Annotated in this window: 16 protein-coding genes; 6 read left to right on the top strand and 10 right to left on the bottom strand. The window is 68.1% G+C overall.

Annotated elements, in window-relative coordinates:
- Positions 1-19: 19 nt before the first annotated feature.
- The 5 genes from pstB to VRZ77_RS05970 all read right to left on the bottom strand — a co-directional run bounded on the left by pstB (position 20) and on the right by VRZ77_RS05970 (position 5,346).
- On the bottom strand, positions 20-841 hold the full coding sequence (gene pstB, locus VRZ77_RS05990) for a phosphate ABC transporter ATP-binding protein PstB (RefSeq protein ID WP_414591752.1): 822 nt from the start codon (positions 839-841) through the stop codon (positions 20-22).
- Between the two features lie 8 nt (positions 842-849).
- Positions 850-1,683: a phosphate ABC transporter permease PstA gene (gene pstA / locus VRZ77_RS05985; RefSeq protein ID WP_414591751.1), complete on the bottom strand. Its 834-nt coding sequence runs from the start codon at positions 1,681-1,683 to the stop codon at positions 850-852.
- A 10-nt stretch (positions 1,684-1,693) separates the two neighbouring features.
- Positions 1,694-2,668, bottom strand: coding sequence for a phosphate ABC transporter permease subunit PstC (gene pstC, locus VRZ77_RS05980; protein WP_414591750.1), 975 nt, complete (start codon positions 2,666-2,668; stop codon positions 1,694-1,696).
- 175 nt (positions 2,669-2,843) lie between these two features.
- Positions 2,844-3,881 carry a phosphate ABC transporter substrate-binding protein PstS gene (gene pstS, locus VRZ77_RS05975; protein ID WP_414591749.1) on the bottom strand — a complete coding sequence of 346 codons (1,038 nt, stop codon included), beginning with the start codon at positions 3,879-3,881 and terminating at the stop codon, positions 2,844-2,846.
- Between the two features lie 142 nt (positions 3,882-4,023).
- Positions 4,024-5,346: an ATP-binding protein gene (locus VRZ77_RS05970; RefSeq protein ID WP_414591748.1), complete on the bottom strand. Its 1,323-nt coding sequence runs from the start codon at positions 5,344-5,346 to the stop codon at positions 4,024-4,026.
- Between the two features lie 346 nt (positions 5,347-5,692).
- On the opposite strand from VRZ77_RS05970, the gene VRZ77_RS05965 reads away from it, so the two are divergent.
- Positions 5,693-6,361, top strand: coding sequence for a hypothetical protein (locus tag VRZ77_RS05965; protein WP_414591747.1), 669 nt, complete (start codon positions 5,693-5,695; stop codon positions 6,359-6,361).
- A gap of 32 nt (positions 6,362-6,393) precedes the next feature.
- On the opposite strand, the gene VRZ77_RS05960 is transcribed toward VRZ77_RS05965, so the two are convergent.
- Positions 6,394-7,482, bottom strand: a complete 1,089-nt coding sequence (locus tag VRZ77_RS05960) for a UPF0104 family protein (protein WP_414591746.1) — start codon at positions 7,480-7,482, stop codon at positions 6,394-6,396.
- A gap of 286 nt (positions 7,483-7,768) precedes the next feature.
- A complete protein-coding gene (locus VRZ77_RS05955) occupies positions 7,769-9,652 on the bottom strand; it encodes a potassium transporter Kup (RefSeq protein ID WP_414591745.1) in 1,884 nt (627 codons plus the stop codon).
- A gap of 552 nt (positions 9,653-10,204) precedes the next feature.
- On the opposite strand from VRZ77_RS05955, the gene VRZ77_RS05950 reads away from it, so the two are divergent.
- Positions 10,205-10,903 (top strand): TetR/AcrR family transcriptional regulator, encoded by a 699-nt coding sequence (locus VRZ77_RS05950; protein ID WP_414591744.1) that lies wholly within the window; start codon positions 10,205-10,207, stop codon positions 10,901-10,903.
- 7 nt (positions 10,904-10,910) lie between these two features.
- On the opposite strand, the gene VRZ77_RS05945 is transcribed toward VRZ77_RS05950, so the two are convergent.
- Genes VRZ77_RS05945 through VRZ77_RS05935 form a run of 3 tightly spaced genes read right to left on the bottom strand, consistent with a single transcriptional unit; the run spans position 10,911 to position 13,617 of the window.
- A complete protein-coding gene (locus VRZ77_RS05945; protein WP_414591743.1) occupies positions 10,911-11,777 on the bottom strand; it encodes an NAD-dependent epimerase/dehydratase family protein in 867 nt (288 codons plus the stop codon).
- A complete protein-coding gene (gene queG / locus VRZ77_RS05940; RefSeq protein ID WP_414591799.1) occupies positions 11,774-12,952 on the bottom strand; it encodes a tRNA epoxyqueuosine(34) reductase QueG in 1,179 nt (392 codons plus the stop codon). Before queG ends, VRZ77_RS05945 begins: the two co-directional genes overlap by 4 nt.
- On the bottom strand, positions 12,928-13,617 hold the full coding sequence (locus VRZ77_RS05935; protein ID WP_414591742.1) for a glutathione S-transferase family protein: 690 nt from the start codon (positions 13,615-13,617) through the stop codon (positions 12,928-12,930). Before VRZ77_RS05935 ends, queG begins: the two co-directional genes overlap by 25 nt.
- A gap of 211 nt (positions 13,618-13,828) precedes the next feature.
- Between VRZ77_RS05935 and VRZ77_RS05930 the strand changes: the two genes are divergently transcribed.
- The 4 genes from VRZ77_RS05930 to dnaJ all read left to right on the top strand — a co-directional run bounded on the left by VRZ77_RS05930 (position 13,829) and on the right by dnaJ (position 18,814).
- Positions 13,829-14,212 (top strand): VOC family protein, encoded by a 384-nt coding sequence (locus tag VRZ77_RS05930; RefSeq protein ID WP_414591741.1) that lies wholly within the window; start codon positions 13,829-13,831, stop codon positions 14,210-14,212.
- A 180-nt stretch (positions 14,213-14,392) separates the two neighbouring features.
- A complete protein-coding gene (locus VRZ77_RS05925) occupies positions 14,393-15,319 on the top strand; it encodes a sugar phosphate isomerase/epimerase family protein (protein WP_414591740.1) in 927 nt (308 codons plus the stop codon).
- A 61-nt stretch (positions 15,320-15,380) separates the two neighbouring features.
- On the top strand, positions 15,381-17,474 hold the full coding sequence (gene dnaK / locus VRZ77_RS05920; protein ID WP_414591739.1) for a molecular chaperone DnaK: 2,094 nt from the start codon (positions 15,381-15,383) through the stop codon (positions 17,472-17,474).
- A gap of 203 nt (positions 17,475-17,677) precedes the next feature.
- Positions 17,678-18,814: a molecular chaperone DnaJ gene (gene dnaJ, locus VRZ77_RS05915; RefSeq protein ID WP_414591738.1), complete on the top strand. Its 1,137-nt coding sequence runs from the start codon at positions 17,678-17,680 to the stop codon at positions 18,812-18,814.
- Positions 18,815-18,935: the final 121 nt, after the last annotated feature.

Raw genomic sequence — 18,935 nt, 5'->3', positions numbered from 1 at the left:
AACCTCTCTCGTCATTCGCTCAGCCGAAGCGGCCGGTGATGTAGTCGCGGGTGCGGGCTTCGCGGGGATTGGTGAAGATCTCGGCCGAGGGGCCGACCTCGATCAATTCGCCCAGATAGAAGAACGAGGTGATGTCGGCGCAGCGCGCGGCCTGCTGCATGTTGTGCGTCACGATGACGATGGTGAATTCCTGCTTCAGCTCGTCGATCAGGTCCTCGATCTTCGAGGTCGAGATCGGGTCGAGCGCCGAGGTCGGCTCGTCGAGCAGGATCACTTCCGGGCGCACCGCGATGGTGCGCGCGATGCACAGGCGCTGCTGCTGGCCGCCCGACATGCCGAGCGCGGAGGTGTGGAGGCGGTCCTTGGTCTCTTCCCAGATCGCGGCCTTGCGCAGGCACCATTCCACGCGCTCGTCCATCTGCGCCTTGGAGAGGCTCTCATGCAGCCGGACGCCGAAGGCGATGTTGTCGTAGATCGACATCGGGAACGGGGTCGGCTTCTGGAACACCATGCCGATGCGCGAGCGCACGATGGTGGAGTCCAGTTCCTTGCCGAGCAGGTTGATGCCGTCGAACAGGATGGTGCCTTCGGCGCGCTGGCCCGGATACAGCTGGAACATGCGGTTGAAGATGCGCAGCAGCGTGGACTTGCCACAGCCCGAGGGCCCGATCATCGCGGTGACGCGCTTCTCGGGAATCTCGAAGTTGATGTTCTTCAGGGCGTGGTTGTCGCCGTAATAGAAGTTCAGCTTCTCGACCTTGAGCTTGGGCTCGGCCGACGGCGCGGTGGCGCGGTTGACGGCGGAGGCGACGTCGATGGACGTTTCGGGAGCGAAGTTCATGGTCCGTCTCACTTCATCTTCGCCAGCACGAGGCGGGAAACAATGTTGAGGGCGAGCACCCCGGCGGTGATCAGCAGCGCGCCGGCCCAGGCAAGGGCAACCCAGTCCTCGAAGGGGCTGGCGGCATATTGGTAGATCGCGATCGGCAGGCTAGCCATCGGCGCGTTGAGGCTCACCGACCAGCCATTATTGCCGAGCGAGGTGAACAGCAGGGGCGCGGTCTCGCCGGCGGCACGGGCCAGCGCCAGCAGAACGCCGGTGGTGATGCCGGCGCGGGCCGCGCGCCAGGTGATCATGGTCACCACCTTCCACTGCGGCGCGCCGAGCGCGAAGGCGGCCTCGCGCAGGCCGATCGGCACCAGCGCGAGCATGTCCTCGGTGGTGCGCACCACCACGGGGATCACCAGGATCGCCAGCGCCGCGACGCCCGCCCAGCCGGAGAAGCCGCCGAAGGGCACGACCAGCAGCTGGTAGACGAACAGGCCGATCAGGATCGACGGGGCGGACAGCAGCACGTCGTTCACGAAGCGCACCACATTGCCGATATGGGTGCCGCGGCCGTTCTCGGCGAGAAAAGTGCCGCACATCAGGCCGATCGGGGTGCCGATCACCAGCGCCATGGCGATCTGGATCAGCGAGCCGACAATGGCGTTGAGCAGGCCGCCGCCGGCGCCCGGCGGCAGGGTGATGCGGGTGAAGACATGGGGGCCGAGCGCGGGCAGGCCGCGTGACAGCAGGGTCCAGATGATCCAGGCCAGAAGGACGAGCGAGAGACCGGCGAAACCGATCGAGATGGCCTTGACCGTGTAGTCGGTGGCGCGGCGGCGCGCGAGGGAAGCCATGATCTGCCTCTCAGCCCTTGAGCTTGGACCGCACGAGCATGCGCGAGAGCGCAAGCACGATGAAGGAAATGACGAACAGGATGAAGCCGAGCTGCAGCAGCGCCTGGAGCTTGAGCGAGCCGATCGAGGCTTCGGGGAACTCGTTGGCGATGGTGGAGGCGATGGTCGCGCCGGGCGCGAACAGCGAGGCGGACATGCGCGTCGCGTTGCCGATAACGAAGGTGACGGCCATGGTTTCGCCGAGCGCGCGGCCAAGGCCCAGCATCACCGCGCCGACCATGGCGGTGCGGCCATAGGGCACCGAGACGTTGCGGTAGACCTCATAGGTGGTGGCGCCGACACCATAGGCGGATTCCTTGAGCATCGGCGGCACCGATTCCAGCACCTCGACGAACATGGCGGTGATGAAGGGCAGGATCATCAGCGCGAGGATCAGGCCGGCGGTGAGCATGCCCGCGCCGAGCGGCGGGCCCTGGAACAGCGCGCCGATCAGCGGGATCGGGCCGAGCCATTCGATCAGCGGCGGCTGCACATAGGCCGCAATCAGCGGCACCACGACGAAGAAGCCCCACATGCCGTAGATGATCGAGGGAATGGCGGCGAGAAGCTGGATCGCCACACCGATCGGGCGGCGGAACGGGCCGGGCGCGATCTCGGTGAGGAAGAAGGCGATGCCGAAGGACAGCGGCAGCGCGACGATGACGGCGATGATGGCGCTGAACAGCGTGCCGAACACCATGACGCCGGCGCCGAAGCGCTCGGTGACCGGGTTCCAGGCCGTCGACCACAGGAAGGAGATGCCGAATTCGCGCAGCGCCGGCAGGCCGCCCTCGAACAGCATCGCGATGATGAGGCCGAGAAGCAGGAGAACGAAGATTCCGCTCGCCCAGAGCAATCCCACGAAGAGAGGATCGCTGATCCGGCCGGTCGGCTTCGCGGCGGCAAGACCCTTCACGGCCTGCGCTCCGCTGAGTGTGGCATCCATGTCCTGTGATCCTTCGGCGCCGGGCCCCGCAAACGGCCGGCGGCTTACCATGACGGGCGGCGGGCACGGCATCGCCGGAACGGCGAGCTAGACTAGCCTTGCGGCGTGTGCACGAGAAGGGGCGGCCAAAAAAGGGCGGCCGCGTGTGGCGGCCGCCCCGTTTGCGATTGGACGATCAGTTGGTCCAGACAGGCTTGCCGTCGGCCTTCACTTCGCTCGCCCAGGCCTTCTTGATGTCGGCGACGACCGAGTCGGGCAGGGCGATGTAGTGCAGCTTCTCGGCGACCGCGTCGCCTTCCGCGCCATAGGCCCAGTCGAAGAACTTGATGACTTCGGCCGACTGGGCGGCGCTGGTCGGGTTCTTCGGCAGCAGGATGTAGGTCGCCGAGGTGATCGGCCAGGCGCCTTCGCCGGCGGTGTTGATCATCGAGGCGGCGAAGTTCTTCGCGTTCTTCCAGTCCGCGGCGGCGGCGGCTTCCATGAAGGCCGGAACCGACGGCTTCACCACCTTGCCGGCCTTGTTCACGAGGTCGGCGGCGGCGAGCTTGTTGGCGGCGGCGTAGATGAACTCGACGTAGCCGATGGCGCCCTTGGTGTTCTTCACGGTGCCGGCAACGCCTTCATTGCCCTTGGCGCCCGCGCCGGTCGGCCACTGCACGGAGGTGGCGGCGCCGACGTCGGACTTCCAGCCCGCGCTGGAATCAGCGAGGTAGGAGGTGAACACGAAGGAGGTGCCCGAGGAGTCCGAACGATAGACCGGCACGATCATGGTGTCGGGCAGGGTCACGCCCTTGTTGAGCGCGGCGATCTTCGGGTCGTTCCACTTGGTGATCTTGCCCTGATAGATGTCGGCGATGGTGGCGCCATCCAGGGTCAGGGTCTCGACGCCGTCGATGTTGACGATGGCGACGACCGAGCCGATCACGGTCGGGAACTGCAGCAGGTTGGCGGCTTCCAGCTTGTCGTCCTTCATCGGCGCGTCGGAGGCGCCGAAATCGACGGTGCGGTTCACGATCTGGTTCTGACCGCCGCCCGAGCCGATCGACTGGTAGTTGAGGCCGGTGCCGGTCTTGGCCTTATAGGCCGCGGCCCACGCCTGATAGACCGGGGCGGGGAACGAGGCGCCCGCGCCATTGATGTCGGCAGCGAAAGCGGCGCCCGAAAGCATGGTGAACGACAGCGCGGCGGCGCCGAGAATGCGGGTGAGTTTCAAGGGTCTTCTCCTTAGCTCGGGAGTCCGGCGGCATCACGGCCCATGCCGGATGCGTCTCTGGTCGGAGGCGGCGAACAACGCAGGACTTTTAGCGGCCCGGCACCAAGGTTCTATGACGTGGAGATGACGGGTGAATGACAGTTCAACCCTTTGAATCGTCTTCCGTTTTATCGGTCGCCGTCGGCAGCGCGGACAGTCTTACCGAGAAAGTCGAACCTTCGCCCGGCACGCTTTCGATGCCAAGGCGCCCCCGGTGGCGCGCCACGATGTGCTTGACGATGGCGAGCCCCAGCCCGGTGCCGCCCTGCTCGCGCGAATGGGCGGTGTCGACCCGGTAGAAGCGCTCGGTGAGGCGCGGCACATGTTCGGGCGGGATGCCGGGGCCGTAGTCGCGCACCGAGACCACCGCATCGGTGCCCTCGCGCGCGATGACGATCTCCACGCGCCGCCCCGCGCCGCCATACTTCAGCGCATTCTCGACCAGGTTCTCGAACACCCGGATCAGCTCGTCGCGGTCGCCGCGCACCGTCACCGGCGCCGGCGGGTGCTCGAAGCCGATCTCCACCCCGCGCTCGCGCCCGAGCGGGGCCAGCGTGTCGCGCACATGGCCGACCACCGCCACGAGGTCGATTTCGGCGCCGGGGCGCTGGTGAGCGTTCAGCTCGATGCGCGAAAGCGACAGCAGGTCGTCGATGAGGCGCGACATGCGCCGGGCCTGCTCGCCCATGATCTTGAGGAAGCGTTCGCGCGCGGGGGCGTCGTTCTTCGCCGGGCCCTGCAGCGTCTCGATGAAGCCGGAGAGCGAGGCGAGCGGGGTACGCAGTTCGTGGCTGGCATTGGCGATGAAGTCGACGCGCATCTGCTCGACGCGCCGCTGCGGTGTGAGGTCGATGAAGGTCACGAGGATGGCGCCGGAATCGCGACCCTCGCGCGCCGTGGTGGTGAAGGGCACGATGTCGGCGCGCAGCCAGCGGTCGACCGGCACGCGGTCGGCGAATTCGATGCGGCGGGCCGTGCCGTCGGCCGCGCTGGCACGGATCGCCTCCAGCACCTCGGGCACGCGCACGGCGAAGGAGACCGGATCGCCGGCCCGCACGCTCGCCACGATGCCCGAGGCGCGGGCATTGGCCACCAGCACCGTGCCGCGCGGGTCGAGAAGCAGCGCCGCCTCGGGAAGGGCGCGGACCAGGGCGCGCAGCTTCTCCTCGCCCTGCGGGCGGGCGGCGGGGGCAAGCGTCTCGCCGCCGAGCCGCGCCAGCGCCGCCGCCACCGGCCGGCGGCGGGAGGGAAGCGCCACGCCGGCAAGCGCCAGCGCCGCGATGGCCAGCGCCGGGGCGGGACCGAGCGCGCCGCCCCAGAGCGAGATGCCGAGGCCCAGCGCGACGCCCGAAAGGATCCACCGCGCGCCGAAGAGGCGCTCGCGCAGCGTATCTTCCGCGAATTGACGCGAATCGCTCAGGGCCATGGCCTACTCTTTCCTCCAGCTATTCTTTCCTCAACGTCGCGTTCTTGGATATGGTTGTCCGGCGACGTGAACGGCTTTATTCGCTGTGCGGGGCGCCTACCGCGAGGGGACGACCGTTGCGTGCGATCCTTACCTTTAGCCCCTGCTGAGAGGCTTCCATATGACGAAGAAGCCGGGAAAATCGGCCGGAAAGCGGTGCGCGACATGATGGGGACGCGATTGGGCGTCACACGCCGGTTGCCGAGCTCGCTTCCCTATGACGAGCGCGGTGACCGGGGGGCCGGCGTGTCCGGCGCGGCCTTCGTCCTCGACCGTCCTGTTTTCCTCGCGTGGCGTAATGATTGACATGCCTTCCGGCCGTACCTGTCCGTTGGTTCCGCGGCGCCCCGCGGGGCCGGAACACCCGCTGCGCGCCCAATGGCGCGGGCTGGCGCTGTTCGCGGGCCTCGTGCTGCTGGAGCCGCTGCCGGCGGTCGGCCAGATGCAGCCGCCCCGCCCCAGCGCGGATTACGCGATGCGCGGGCGCACCCAGCCCGGCGGCGGGGAGATTATGATCGCCCATCGCCAGGGGCGGATGCGTATCGAGGTGTCGGCGGAGCAGGCGGGATCGGTGGTGACCGGCCTTCTCGACCTGCCGTCGCACCGCATGACGCTGCTTTCCGGCGTCGCGGGCATGGAGGGGATGGCGGTCGAGGTCGACCTGCCGCCGAAGTTCCGCTACCTTGACCTGCCGCCCGACGCGCGGTTCGCTGGCGCCGACATTGTGGCTACCGAGCCCTGCGGCGTCTGGCGTGTCGGCGAGCCGGGATCGTCGAAATCGCTCGAAGTCTGCCTCACCGATGACGGCATTCCACTGCGCATGCGCGGCGGGCCGGGCGGGAACGGCGCCGGCTTCGAGGTGACCGAGTTGGAACGGGTGGAGCAGGATCCGGCGCGTTTCGTGGTGCCGCCGGGCACCAGCGTCACGCGGATTCCGCGCGGCATGATGAAGCTGTTCCCCAGCCTGATGGAGTAGCCGCGCCCGCTTCGCGAGGAAGTGGCGCGCCGTCAGCCGGCGGCGCGGCGGCTGGCCGGACGTTCGTCGAGACTTGTCGGCTCGGCGGCGCCGTCGGTCGCGGCGGCCTGGTGGAGTGCTTCGTCCAGCGTGTCCGCCAGCGCCTGCCGCCGCCGCTTCCGGCTGAGCAGCAATTCACGCACGCCCATGATGATCAGCGCGATCGCGAAGGGCGTGACGTAATAGAGCAGACGCAGCAGCAGCAGCGCGCCGAGCAGCGGCTCCTTCTCGAATTGCGGCAGCGCCACCAGCATGGCGGCATCGAATACGCCGAGCCCGCCGGGTGCGTGGCTGGCGAAGCCCAGCAGCGTCGCCGAGATGAACACCACGCCGAGCGCGATCGGGTCGATGAACGGGGTTTGCGGCATCAGCACATACATCGCCGCCGCGCAGAAGCTGAGATCGACGATGCCGATGGCGATCTGCGCCAGGGTGAGCCGCGAGCCGGGCAGGGTGACGGTCCAGTGCCCCTCGCCGATGCCAATGCGCCGCGGCTTCAGCCCGACCCACACCACATAGCCGCCGAGCGCCGTTAGCAGCGCGATGCCGATCAGCCGGTTCACCCAGGGCGGCAGATGGTCGACCGCACTCGCCGCCCACGGCTCCACCGTGATGCCGAGGCCGAGGATCGCCATGTTGCCGAGCCAGAAGGTCAGGCCGGTGATGAAGCACAATTTGGCGACGTCGATCGCGCCGAGGCCGTGCGCGGAATAGATGCGGTAGCGCACCGTACCGCCGGTGAAGGCGGAGAAGCCGATATTGTGGCCGATCGAATAGGAGGTGAAGGAGGCGAGCGCGGCAGTGCGGTAGGGCACATGCGGCTTGCCGATGGTGCGCAACGCGAACCAGTCATAGAAGGTGAGCGTGAAATAGGCACAGGCCACGAACAGCGCGGCCAGCGCCACCCGCCACGGATCGGTTCCGGTCAGGGCGTCGAACACCTCGGCCGGCCGGATGTTCTTCAGCATCTCGTAGAGCACGACCACGGCGATGCCGATGATGATGAGGCTGGCGACGAGGCCGAGCGTGTGCCAGCCCACGCGGTCGCGCAGCCAGCCGGTAAACGCCTTCAGCCTGTTCATGCCGCACTCGTCACTTTCATCACGCCGCCCCCGCCGAAAGGCCGGCCTGTATCGTCCGCCCCGGACGATGGGCCATGGGCGCATGGCCTACCAGACCTCGGCGCGTTTCGGAACCGTTTACGCCGCCACGCGCGGCGCATTACCGCAGGGGAAGGCCGCGGCCGCTCGACGCGCACCGCCGAGGCCGGGGCTTGTCCGACCACATCGCGGCAGGGACGTGACGCCGGTGTGACATCGCGCATCCGTGATCGGCGCATCCGTGATCGGCGCCGCCCGGATCGCGGCTTCACAGCCGCACCGGGTAGCCGATCTCGATGGTGCGTGGGCGCGGCAGGCCGAAACGGTCGACCGAGCGCTCGGCATTGCGGGCGAGGAAGGCGAAGACATGGGCCAGCACGTCGCGGACGCCCCGCACCTCATCGGGCGGCATCACCCGCTCATGGCCGATGACGTAGACCGCCTCGTCGGGATCGATGCCGCGCGCATAGAGCGCCGGGCCGAGCACCGAGGGCACGTCGATCTGCTGCATGTAGCCGAAATGGACGTCGACCCGCACATGAACCGCGTCCAGCGCCACGATGCGCACCCGGTCGTCCACCGCCACGCGTGGTCGCGAGGCAATCCACACCGAGGCGATGACCGCGCGGTTGAACTGGATGTTCAGCAGGTCGGAGAGCCGGCCCAGCGCCACAGGGGTCACCGCGCCGCCGCGGGCGAGGAAGATCGCGGTGCGCGGGCTCACCGCGCAGCCAACCGGCTTGCCGCGCGCCACGAAATCCTCCAGCGGCTCGGTGAAGCGGCGCTGCTGGATGCCCAGCCCTTCCAGCCCGCGCCGCCAGCTCACCATCACCACCAGCACGCAGGCGGCGATTGCCACCGGCAGCCAGCCGCCGTCGTGCAGCTTGGTCAGGTTGGCCGCCACAAAGGACAGGTCGACCACCGCCAGCCCGAGCGCGAGGCCCGCCAGCGCCGGCAGCGGCCAGCCCCAGCGCCGGCGCACGAAGGAGACGAACAGGATGGTCGTCGACACCATCGCCATCGCCACCGCGATGCCATAGGCGGAGGCGAGGCGGTCCGAGGAGCCGAAGGAGATGACGACCCCGATGCAGGCGATCATCAGCAGCCAGTTCAGCCGGCCAATATAGATGTGCTGGTCGTTGTGCTCGCTGGTGTAGCGGATGCGCATCGGCGGCAGGTAGCCCAGCTCGATGGCCTGCTTGGCAAGCGAGAACACGCCGGTGATGATCGCCTGCGAGGCGATGACGGTGGCGGCGGTGGCGAGGATGATCAGCGGCAGTTCGAGAAGGTCGGGCGACAGGTCGTAGAACGGGTTCTTCACCGATTCGCGGTGCACCAGCACATTGGCGCCCTGTCCGTAATAATTGAGCAGCAGCGCCGGCATCGCCACCACCAGCCAGGCGCGGGTGATGGTCGGGCGGCCGAAATGGCCGAGATCGGCATAGAGCGCCTCGCCGCCGGTGATGGCGAGGAAGGTCGCGCCGAGAATGGCGCCGGCCAGCAGGTAATGATCGCCCAGCAGCGCCAGGCCATGGCGCGGATCGAGCGCGGCGAGCACGTCGGGCGCCTGCACGATGCCGTGGATGCCGAGCGCACCGAGCGAGAAGAACCACAGCAGCATCACCGGCCCGTAGAACGCCCCGATCCGGTCGGTGCCGGCGCGCTGGGACACGAACACCACCATGATCACCAGCACCGTCGCCGGCACGATCCAGTGGTCGAGCGCGGGGGCGGCGACCTCAAGCCCCTCGATGGCCGAAAGCACGGAGATGGCGGGAGTCAGCACGCCGTCGCCGATCAGCATGGCGGCGCCGACCAGCCCGGCGACCAGCAGCCAGAGCCGCGCGCCGCTGGCGCTGCGGTGCAGGTCGAGCAGGGTCACCAGCGCGAGGATGCCGCCTTCGCCGTCATTGTCCGCGCGCAGCACCAGCATGACGTATTTGATGGTGACCGAGAGGATGATGGCCCAGGTCACGAGCGAAAGCAGCCCGAGCACGTCGGCGTCGTTCACGCCGTCGCCGCCGACGGCGAGCAGTCCCTGCTTGAACGCGTAGAGCGGACTGGTGCCAATATCGCCGAACACGACGCCGAGGGCCGCTATTTCGGCGGAAAACGGGAACGAGCGGCGAGTATGCGACGTGGTTTTGGCCATGGCGTTACCGGTTCGGCACGGCCGCGTCGCTCACGCCCGCCAGCTTCGCCGCCGCGGCCCATTGCAGGGCAGGCGGCGATGGCTCGCATGGGCCAGGATCGGACGGGATATGCCGTAGATGCAGGCTACGCAGCAATACCCTTCAACGCGCCTGCCGCCAAGCGGCGTCTCGGCGCCCGGGCGGGATCGCCGCGCCGTCGCGCTCCCCGGGGCGAGCGATGCCGGGGGATAATGAGGGAGGAGGATTGGGGGGCGGATATAACCCTCCTCCCTCGACCATCGGCCGATGCTGAACCGAAGGCTTGCGGGGTCCTTCGAGCTCCGTCCGGAGGTACGCAAACGATTTTAGCCGAGAATTGGATACAAGCAAGTAGAACCGAACGGTTCGGTCATTTCTTTATCGGTTGAATCGGGCTCGCGCCGTGGCTGGCACGGGTTGCCCGTGCCGATCGCGCTTCAGGCCATTGCGTTTATCGGACCAGATAGTCAAAATCGCCGATAAGCCGGGACGGGATCGCGGATAATGTGTTTTTCACACGGAATGCTCGTTAAATGGGGGCCAGAGATCACCTCCCGACCCTGCTGTTTGCGCCTCAAACCGAGGGCGAATCGGTTCCGGCGTCGTCGAACCCGGGCGAAGAGAAGCGGCGCCAGATTCTGGCGGGCGCGCGCGAAGTGTTTCTGGCCGGCGGTTTCGATGGGGCCAGCATGGGCGAGATCGCCCGCACGGCCGGCGTGTCCAAGGGCACGCTCTATGTCTATTTCGGCTCCAAGGAAGACCTGTTCACCGCGCTGGTGCGCGAGGAATGCGGCCAGACCGCTGAGCACTGCTTCGTGCTGGATGTCGACGCCGATGTCCGCGAGACGTTGACGCAGACCGGCTTTCGCTATGTTGCGGCGATGACGCGGCCCGAAACCATCGCCACGGTGCGCATGGTGCTCGGCGTCACCGAGAAATTTCCCGCCATCGGGCAGGCCTATCTCTCCGCCGGGCAGGAAGCCGGGGTGAGCCGCCTGTCGGAGTGGCTGCGCGCCAAGATCGCGCGCGGCGAACTACGCATCGACGATGTGGAACTCGCTGCCTGGCAGTTCATGGTGGGCTGCCACGCGCTGGTGGGCATGCCGATGCTGTTCGGCGGCGCGCGCGAGCCCGACGCGCAAATGGTCGAGCGCGTGGTTCACCACACGGTCAACTCGTTCATGAGCGCCTATGCCCGGCGGCGCCGCCGGGACGACGACCCGGTGCATTGAGGCCGCCTCAGCCGGCCCCGCCCGAGGCGGCGAAAATCGCAGCAAGCCCTTCGCGATAGCTCGGATAGCGCAGCGGCGCGCCGGTCAGCCGGTGCAGCGCTGCGTTGCTCACGCGCCGATTGTCTGCCCAGAACGACAGCGCCATGGGCGACATGGTGCGCGCCGCCTGCTCGAACGGCTCGGGCTCCGGCGCGGGCCGTCCCAGCAGGTTCGCGGCGAAGCGCACCGGCGCGCAGGAGGGCGAGGGCTCGTCATCCACCACATTGACGATGCCGCCGTCGCTGGAAAGGCACGCCGCGCGGATGGCGTCCGCGATGTCGTCGACATGGATGCGGTTGAACACCTGCCCTTCGCGCTCGATGCAGCGGGCGGTGCCGGCGGCGACGTCGATGAGCGCGTTGCGTCCCCGCCCGTAAATGCCGCCGAGCCGCAGGATGAACACCGGCCGCCCGGCCTTTCGCCCGAGCGCCTGCCAGGCCGCCTCGGCCTCGACGCGCCGGCGGGCGCGCGGGCTGGCGGCGGCGGGCGTGACGCTTTCGTCGATCCAGCCACCGCCGGTGTCGCCATAGACCCCGATGGTGGACAGGTAGATCAGCGGCCCCTTGCGCGAGGAGGCGGCGAGCGCCGCGCCCAGTTCCGGCAAAAACGGATCACCCGCCTCGCCCGGCGCGGCGCTGGCGAGCACGATGTCGGCCTCCATGGCGGCGTCCAGCAGTTCCGGCGATGCGGTGCCGGCGAAGGTGAGAAGCCGGGTGCCATCCCGCTCGCCCGGCTCGCCGCGATGCGTGCCGGTGCGCTGCGTGAACATCTCGCCATGCAAGGCGACGAAGCGGCTGGCGCAATAGCCATAGCCGAGGCTGAGCAGGGTGGTCATGCGGCAGGTCCATCGGCGGTGGGCGGTGCGGCGTCCCATTCCTCGCGCACCAGCGGATCGGTTTCGCCGGGGCGGCGCGCGGCGCGCAACGCATGGAAGTCGGGGGCGGGAAGCAGCCGCGACAGTGCCCAGATCGCCGCACCGCGGATCAGTGGCTCGCCGGCATCGAGATGGTGCCGCGCCTCCGGGGCGAGCGCCGGATCGCCGGAATTTCCTATCGCCACCAGCACGTTGCGCAGGAAGCGGGTGCGCCCGGTGCGCTTGATCGGGCTCTTGGTGAAGCGGGCGCGGAAGGCGGCGTCGTCGAGCCGGGCGAGGTCGGCGAGCGCGGGCGCGCGGTTCTCCTCGCGGGCGGCAAGGCGTGCCTCGCGGCCCAGCGCGGCGAACTTGTTCCACGGGCAGGCGGCGAGGCAGTCGTCGCAGCCATAGATGCGGTTGCCCATCAGCGCCCGCAGTTCGCGCGGGATCGGTCCCTTGTGCTCGATGGTGAGGTAGGAGACGCAGCGGCGCGCATCGATCCGGTAGGGCGCGGGGAAGGCGCCCGTGGGGCAGGCGTCGAGGCAGGCGCGGCAGGAGCCGCAATGGTCGCGCTCGGGCTCGTCCGGGGGCAAAGCGAGCGAGGTGGCGATGGCGCCTAACAGCAGCCAGGAGCCCTTCTCGCGCGACACCAGATTGGTGTGCTTGCCCTGCCAGCCCAGCCCGGCGGCCTGCGCCAGCGGCTTTTCCATCAGCGGCGCGGTATCGACGAACACCTTCACCTGAACGTTCTCTTGGCCGCCCGCGCGCGGCACGAAGCGCGAGCAGATGCGCTTGAGCTTGCCCTTGATCAGCTCGTGATAATCGTCGCCGCGGGCATAGACCGAGATGGTGCCGGCCTCGCGCTGCGCCAGCGACAGGCGCGGGTCGCTGTCCGGCCCGTAATTGAGCCCGAGCATGAGCACGGCGCCGACCTCCGGCCAGAGACTGCCAGGAGCGGCGCGCCGATCGGCGGTTTCCGGCATCCAGTCCATGTCGCCATGCGCGCCCTCGGCGATCCATTGCCTGAGGCGCGGGCCAGCATGGGGAATCGCGCCGGGGGCGGCGATGCCCATGGCGTCGAAACCTTCGTCACGGGCGAGGGCGAACAGCAGTTCGCGCGCGCCGGCCGGGTCTAGAAGTCGAGATCCGCGTAGCAGGCCGCCGGCGGCATGCCCGCCATGGTGAGGGCGAGCAGCGGCCGGAAGGCCGGGCGCGACTTGATGCGGGCGTACCAGATCTTCGCTCCCTCATCCTCTTCCCACGGCACGTCGCCGAGATAGTCGACGCAGGAAATATGCGCGGCGGCGGCGAGGTCAGCATAGCTCAGCCGCTCGCCGGCAAGCCAGTTCCGCGTCTTGAGCAGCCAGCCGATGTACTGGAGATGGTAGCGGATGTTCGAGCGCGCGGCGCGGATCACCGCCATGTCCGGCGGCCCGCCGCCCAGTTCGCGCGGCATGTAGCGCTTGTAGACCTTCTCGCGCACCAGCGGCTCGGAGACCTCGGCGAAGAATTTGTCGTTGAACCACGCCGAGAGCCGGCGCACCTCGACCCGCTCGAACGGGTCGGTCGGCAGCAGGCGCCGCCCGTTCAGCGCGTGGCCGCGCGTCTCGTCGAGATATTCCGCGATCACCGCCGCGCCCGGCACGACGAAGCCGTCATCCTCGACCAGCACCGGGGTCGCGCCCGCGGGGTCGAGCATCAGGAACTCCGGCCGGCGCTCCCACACCCGCTCCTCGATGAGTTCGGGCTCGATGCCCATCTCGCCCAGGGCGAGGCGGACAAGACGCGAATGCGCGCAGAAAGGGTGATGATGAAGCTGCATTTTCCGGGAAAATCACATGGCCGCCGCGGGGCGTACCTTCATGTGGTCTAGAAGGGATCCTGCGACTTCGCAAGTGATCGCGGCACCAACAAGGCGAGCCCGCCGCATCTGTGCCACCCCGGTGCCGGAATGTTCAAGATATCGTATCTGAATTGTTAAGAGAGGCGGATAGTTTCCGGCCTCGAACTGCGAGCAGCCTCGGGAGGACATCATGGCGGAAGCGCCCCGACACGGTATTATCATCTGGAACGAGCTGAACACGCCCGACCCCGAAGCCGCCCGCGCCTTTTACGAGAAGATGTTCGGATGGAGCTTCTCGCCCTTCCCGATGGAGCAGGGCGAGTACTGGACCATCCGCCATGGCGACAAGGATATTGGCGGCCTGTTCCCGCTGACGGCGCCGGAATTTTCCGGCATTCCCGCGCACTGGCTCACCTATGTCGCGGTGGACGACGTCGACGCGCAGGTGGCGGCGGCGGTCGCGGCTGGCGGAACGGTGGCGAAGGCGCCGTTCGACATTCCCGGCGTCGGCCGCCTCGCGATCGTGCAGGATCCGACGGGCGCCCATATGGGCTGGCTCACGCCGCGCATGTGAACCCGCGCATGTGAACCCGCGCTTATGAGGCCGCTCGGGTCGTTCCGCGGGCGGGATTCGGCGCGGGCGTAATCCGTGTGCCATAGTGGCGGCGCAGACATGGCGGCGCGTGGCGCATGCCATGGCGCTCCCGTGGCCAATTCATGGCCCGTCCCCTCGAACGACAGGAACAGCTGATCGATGCAGATGCATGTCCAGCCCTCCCCCATCCATGCCTCCGGTTATGCCCTGCTGGAAGGAAGCCCCGAATTCGACGATCTCGGTGCCGGCCTCGACCAAGCGGAGGCCTTGGGCGTCGATGTGGTGGAGCTGCCGGTCTATGCCTGGCACCTCATCGTCGGCGGCCGTCTGCTGAAGAACCGGCTGGAGGACCTGAAGCGGGTGCTGGCCGGCCGCCGGGTCGGCTACACGGTGCATGGCCCGCTCGCCATCAACCTGATGGATATTCCCGAGCGGCTCGCGCGCCACGAGGCGGTGCTGGAGGCCAGCATCGAGATCACCTCCGCCATCGGCGCGCAGCACCTGGTGATGCACACCGGCGTGGTGCGCGATGCCGCCGACGATCTTGAACTCGCCTATGAGCGCCAGCGCGAGGCGCTGGTGCGCGCCGGCGACAAGGCGGCCGCGCTCGGCGTGACGCTGTGCGTGGAGAACATCTTCCGCTACGGCGCGGCGCGGGAGACCGCGACGCCGTCCAAGCTCGCCGGCGAACTGACGGCGATCGACCACAAGGCGGTGAAGGCGACGCTCGACGTCAGCCACGCCTTCATTCGCTGCGCCGAGCAGCGGCTCGACCCGCTGCCCGAGATCGCCGCGCTGGCGCCGCATGTCGCGCATCTGCACCTGCATGATTCCTTCGGCCGGCCGTCGGAGCTGTGGACCTATCACCCCGCCGAGGCGGTGGCGCTGGGCGAGGGCGACCTGCATCTGCCGATCGGCTGGGGCGGCATCGACTGGGACGCGGTGGTGAACGCGGTGCCGGTCGCGCCCGGCGCGGTCGCGATCATGGAGCTCGACCCCCGCCACTGGCGCGAACTGCCCGAGCAGGTCGGCGTGCTCAAGGCGCTGGCGAGCCGGTTCCGCGCGCTGTCCTCGGCGGTGGCCTGACGCGGCAGGGCGGTGGCCGGACCGCGCGGGGACGGCGTTTGCGGCCGGCGGCGGCTTTTAAATGCAGGGAGTGGCCCGTCGGTGTCGCCAGCGTCTTGCGGGCGCTGATGGCCACCCCTATATCGGCGGCGAACGGTGCTCGCGAGCGCCGTACCCGAATTGTTTGGGGGCCGGTCCCGGAGGCCGCGCGGGTTTCAACCGCCGTTCTTCTCCGGGTGCTTCACGAAGGCCCGGCCGGCCTGCCAGAAGGAGAAACCATATGTCTAAAGTCATCGGCATCGATCTCGGCACGACCAATAGCTGCGTCGCGGTCATGGAAGGCTCCACGCCCAAGGTGATCGAGAACGCGGAAGGTGCGCGCACCACCCCGTCCATCGTCGCCTTCACCGAAGATGGCGAGCGCCTCGTCGGCCAGCCGGCCAAGCGCCAGGCGGTCACGAACCCCGAGCGCACCTTCTTCGCGGTGAAGCGCCTCATCGGCCGCCGCTACGACGATCCGACCGTCGCCAAGGACAAGGGCCTCGTGCCCTACCAGATCGTACGTGGCGACAATGGCGACGCGTGGCTGGAATCGGACGGCAAGAAGTACTCGCCCTCGCAGATCTCGGCCTTCACCCTTCAGAAGATGAAGGAAACCGCCGAATCCTATCTCGGCGCCAAGGTCACGCAGGCGGTCATCACCGTTCCGGCCTATTTCAACGACGCCCAGCGCCAGGCCACCAAGGACGCCGGCAAGATCGCCGGCCTCGAGGTGCTGCGCATCATCAACGAGCCGACCGCGGCCGCGCTGGCCTATGGCCTCGACAAGAAGCAGTCCGGCGTTATCGCGGTCTATGACCTCGGCGGCGGCACCTTCGACGTGTCGATCCTCGAAATCGGCGACGGCGTGTTCGAGGTGAAGTCGACCAATGGCGACACCTTCCTCGGCGGCGAAGACTTCGACATGCGGCTCGTCGGCTATCTCGCGGACGAGTTCAAGAAGGAGCAGGGCATCGACCTGCGCAACGACAAGCTGGCCCTTCAGCGCCTGAAGGAAGCGGCCGAGAAGGCCAAGATCGAGCTGTCGAGCGCGACCCAGACCGAGATCAACCTGCCGTTCATCACGGCGGATGCCTCGGGCCCGAAGCACCTGACCATGAAGCTCACCCGCGCCAAGTTCGAGGCGCTGGTCGACGACCTGATCCAGCGCACCGTCGAGCCCTGCAAGAAGGCGCTCAAGGATGCGGGCCTCTCGGCCGGTCAGATCGACGAGGTCGTCCTGGTCGGCGGCATGACCCGCATGCCGAAGGTGCAGGAGATCGTGAAGCAGTTCTTCGGCAAGGAGCCCCACAAGGGCGTCAACCCGGATGAAGTGGTCGCCATCGGCGCCGCGATCCAGGCCGGCGTGCTGCAGGGCGACGTCAAGGACGTGCTGCTGCTCGACGTGACCCCGCTCTCGCTCGGCATCGAGACGCTGGGCGGCGTGTTCACGCGCCTGATCGACCGCAACACCACGATCCCGACCAAGAAGAGCCAGGTGTTCTCGACGGCGGAAGACGGCCAGACCGCGGTGACGATCCGCGTGTTCCAGGGCGAGCGCGAAATGGCGGCGGATAACAAGATCCTCGGCCAGTTCGACCTCGTGGGCATTCCCCCGGCGCCGCGCGGCGTGCCGCAGATCGAGGTCGCCTTCGACATCGACGCCAACGGCATCGTCAACGTGTCGGCCAAGGACAAGGGCACCGGCAAGGAACAGCAGATCCGCATCCAGGCCTCGGGCGGCCTCTCGGATTCCGACATCGACAAGATGGTGAAGGACGCCGAGGCGCACGCCGAGGAAGACAAGAAGCGCAAGGCGGTCGTCGAGGCCAAGAACCACGGCGAGGCGCTGATCCACTCGACCGAGAAGGCGCTCTCCGAGCATGGCGACAAGGTCGGCGAGCCCGAGAAGGCCGCGATCACCACCGCCATCGCCGAGCTGAAGACGGCGCTGGAAGGCGACGACGCCGAGGCGATCGCCGCCAAGACCAACACGCTGGCCCAGGCTTCGCTCAAGCTCGGCGAGGCGATGTACGCCGCGCAGACGGGCGGTGACGATGCCGGCGCCGCGCCGCAGGACGACGTGGTGGACGCCGAGTTCACCGAGGTCGACGACGACAAGAAGAAGTCGGCCTGATCGCCGACGTTTCATCCCGCCCCCGGTCTCATCACCGGGGGCGGCATTTTTTGCGGCAGGGCGGATCGGCGCGGGTCCATTTGACGATGCGCGCGGCAGGGTTCCTGCATGATCCGGCGTCGCGGCCGGCGCGCGCCTTCCCTGAGGAATGCCGCGCTCGCCTGCCCCTGCCGCGGCTTAACCGACCGAGTTGACCTGAACTCATGGCCAAGATCGACTATTACGAGCTCCTCGAAGTCACCCGGACGTGCAACGAGGGCGAGCTGAAGAGCTCCTACCGCAAGCTCGCCATGAAGTGGCACCCGGACAAGAACCCCGGCAATGCCGAGGCCGAGGCGCGCTTCAAGCAGATCAGCGAAGCCTATGAGGTGCTGAAAGACCCGCAGAAGCGCGCGGCCTATGACCGCTTCGGCCATGCCGCCTTCGAGAACGGCATGGGTGGCGGCGGCGGTCCCGGGTTCGGCGCCGATTTCGCCTCGACCTTCTCCGACATCTTCGACGACCTGTTCGGCATGAGCGGCGGCCGGCGCGGCCAGCAGCGCGGCGGGCGCGAGCGCGGGGCGGACCTGCGCTACAACATGGAAATCACGCTGGAGGAAGCGTTCTCCGGCAAGGACGCCACCATCCGCCTGCCGACCTCGATCGTCTGCGAGACCTGCTCGGGCTCCGGCGCCAAGGCCGGCACCCAGCCCACCACCTGCCGGACCTGTTCCGGCTCGGGGCGCATCCGCCAGGCGCAGGGCTTCTTCACGCTGGAGCGCACCTGCCCGTCCTGCCAAGGGCGCGGCCAGGTGATCGAGGACCCGTGCCCCTCCTGCGGCGGCACCGGGCACCAGACCCGCGAGCGCACGCTCGAAGTGGCGATCCCGCCCGGCGTCGAGGACGGCACCCGCATCCGCCTGTCCAACGAGGGCGAGGCGGGCACCCGTGGCGGCCCCTCGGGCGATCTCTACATCTTCCTGTCGATCACCCCGCACGAATTCTTCCGCCGCGACGGCGCGGACCTGTTCTGCCGCGTGCCGATCTCCATGGTGACGGCGGCGCTCGGCGGCACGTTCGAGGTGCCGACCATCGACGGCGGCACCACCAAGGTGAAGGTTCCCGAGGGCACGCAGTCCGACAAGCGCTTCCGGCTCACGGCCAAGGGCATGCCGGTGCTGCGCACCCGCAATCGCGGCGACATGTATGTGCAGGTGATGGTGGAAACCCCGCAGAACCTCACCAAGCGCCAGCGCGAGCTGCTGGCCGAGTTCGACGGCGAGTGCTCGAAGGAGACGCACCCGGAATCCAGCGGTTTCTTCGCGAAGGTGAAGGATTTCTTTGCCGGCGATGCCGAATAAGTTGCCTGTCATCGCCGGAAACAGCGCCCGTTATGCCTGCGTCATCACCGGGCCTTAACAAGAGCCGATTAGCTTTCTAGTGTTGACGCACGTTTCGTTGTCTTTCCGTCGCATCGCGTCC

The sequence above is a fragment of the Ancylobacter sp. G4_0304 genome (genome assembly GCF_047501495.1).
Lineage (GTDB): Bacteria > Pseudomonadota > Alphaproteobacteria > Rhizobiales > Xanthobacteraceae > Ancylobacter.
The sequence above is the reverse complement of the archived record's forward strand: the minus strand, read 5'-3'. Positions and strand labels throughout refer to the sequence as shown.

Excerpts from the sequence above, each read along its gene's own strand:
- pstA (WP_414591751.1), bottom strand. The coding sequence starts at position 1,683 with ATGGCTTCCCTCGCGCGCCGCCGCGCCACCGACTACACGGTCAAGGCC.
- VRZ77_RS05935 (WP_414591742.1), bottom strand. The coding sequence starts at position 13,617 with ATGCAGCTTCATCATCACCCTTTCTGCGCGCATTCGCGTCTTGTCCGC.
- VRZ77_RS05930 (WP_414591741.1), top strand. The coding sequence starts at position 13,829 with ATGGCGGAAGCGCCCCGACACGGTATTATCATCTGGAACGAGCTGAAC.
- dnaK (WP_414591739.1), top strand. The coding sequence starts at position 15,381 with ATGCAGGGAGTGGCCCGTCGGTGTCGCCAGCGTCTTGCGGGCGCTGAT.
- VRZ77_RS05925 (WP_414591740.1), top strand. The coding sequence starts at position 14,393 with ATGCAGATGCATGTCCAGCCCTCCCCCATCCATGCCTCCGGTTATGCC.
- VRZ77_RS05955 (WP_414591745.1), bottom strand. The coding sequence starts at position 9,652 with ATGGCCAAAACCACGTCGCATACTCGCCGCTCGTTCCCGTTTTCCGCC.
- pstB (WP_414591752.1), bottom strand. The coding sequence starts at position 841 with ATGAACTTCGCTCCCGAAACGTCCATCGACGTCGCCTCCGCCGTCAAC.
- VRZ77_RS05945 (WP_414591743.1), bottom strand. The coding sequence starts at position 11,777 with ATGACCACCCTGCTCAGCCTCGGCTATGGCTATTGCGCCAGCCGCTTC.
- VRZ77_RS05970 (WP_414591748.1), bottom strand. The coding sequence starts at position 5,346 with ATGGCCCTGAGCGATTCGCGTCAATTCGCGGAAGATACGCTGCGCGAG.
- VRZ77_RS05950 (WP_414591744.1), top strand. The coding sequence starts at position 10,205 with ATGGGGGCCAGAGATCACCTCCCGACCCTGCTGTTTGCGCCTCAAACC.
- dnaJ (WP_414591738.1), top strand. The coding sequence starts at position 17,678 with ATGGCCAAGATCGACTATTACGAGCTCCTCGAAGTCACCCGGACGTGC.
- VRZ77_RS05965 (WP_414591747.1), top strand. The coding sequence starts at position 5,693 with ATGCCTTCCGGCCGTACCTGTCCGTTGGTTCCGCGGCGCCCCGCGGGG.
- pstC (WP_414591750.1), bottom strand. The coding sequence starts at position 2,668 with ATGGATGCCACACTCAGCGGAGCGCAGGCCGTGAAGGGTCTTGCCGCC.
- VRZ77_RS05960 (WP_414591746.1), bottom strand. The coding sequence starts at position 7,482 with ATGAACAGGCTGAAGGCGTTTACCGGCTGGCTGCGCGACCGCGTGGGC.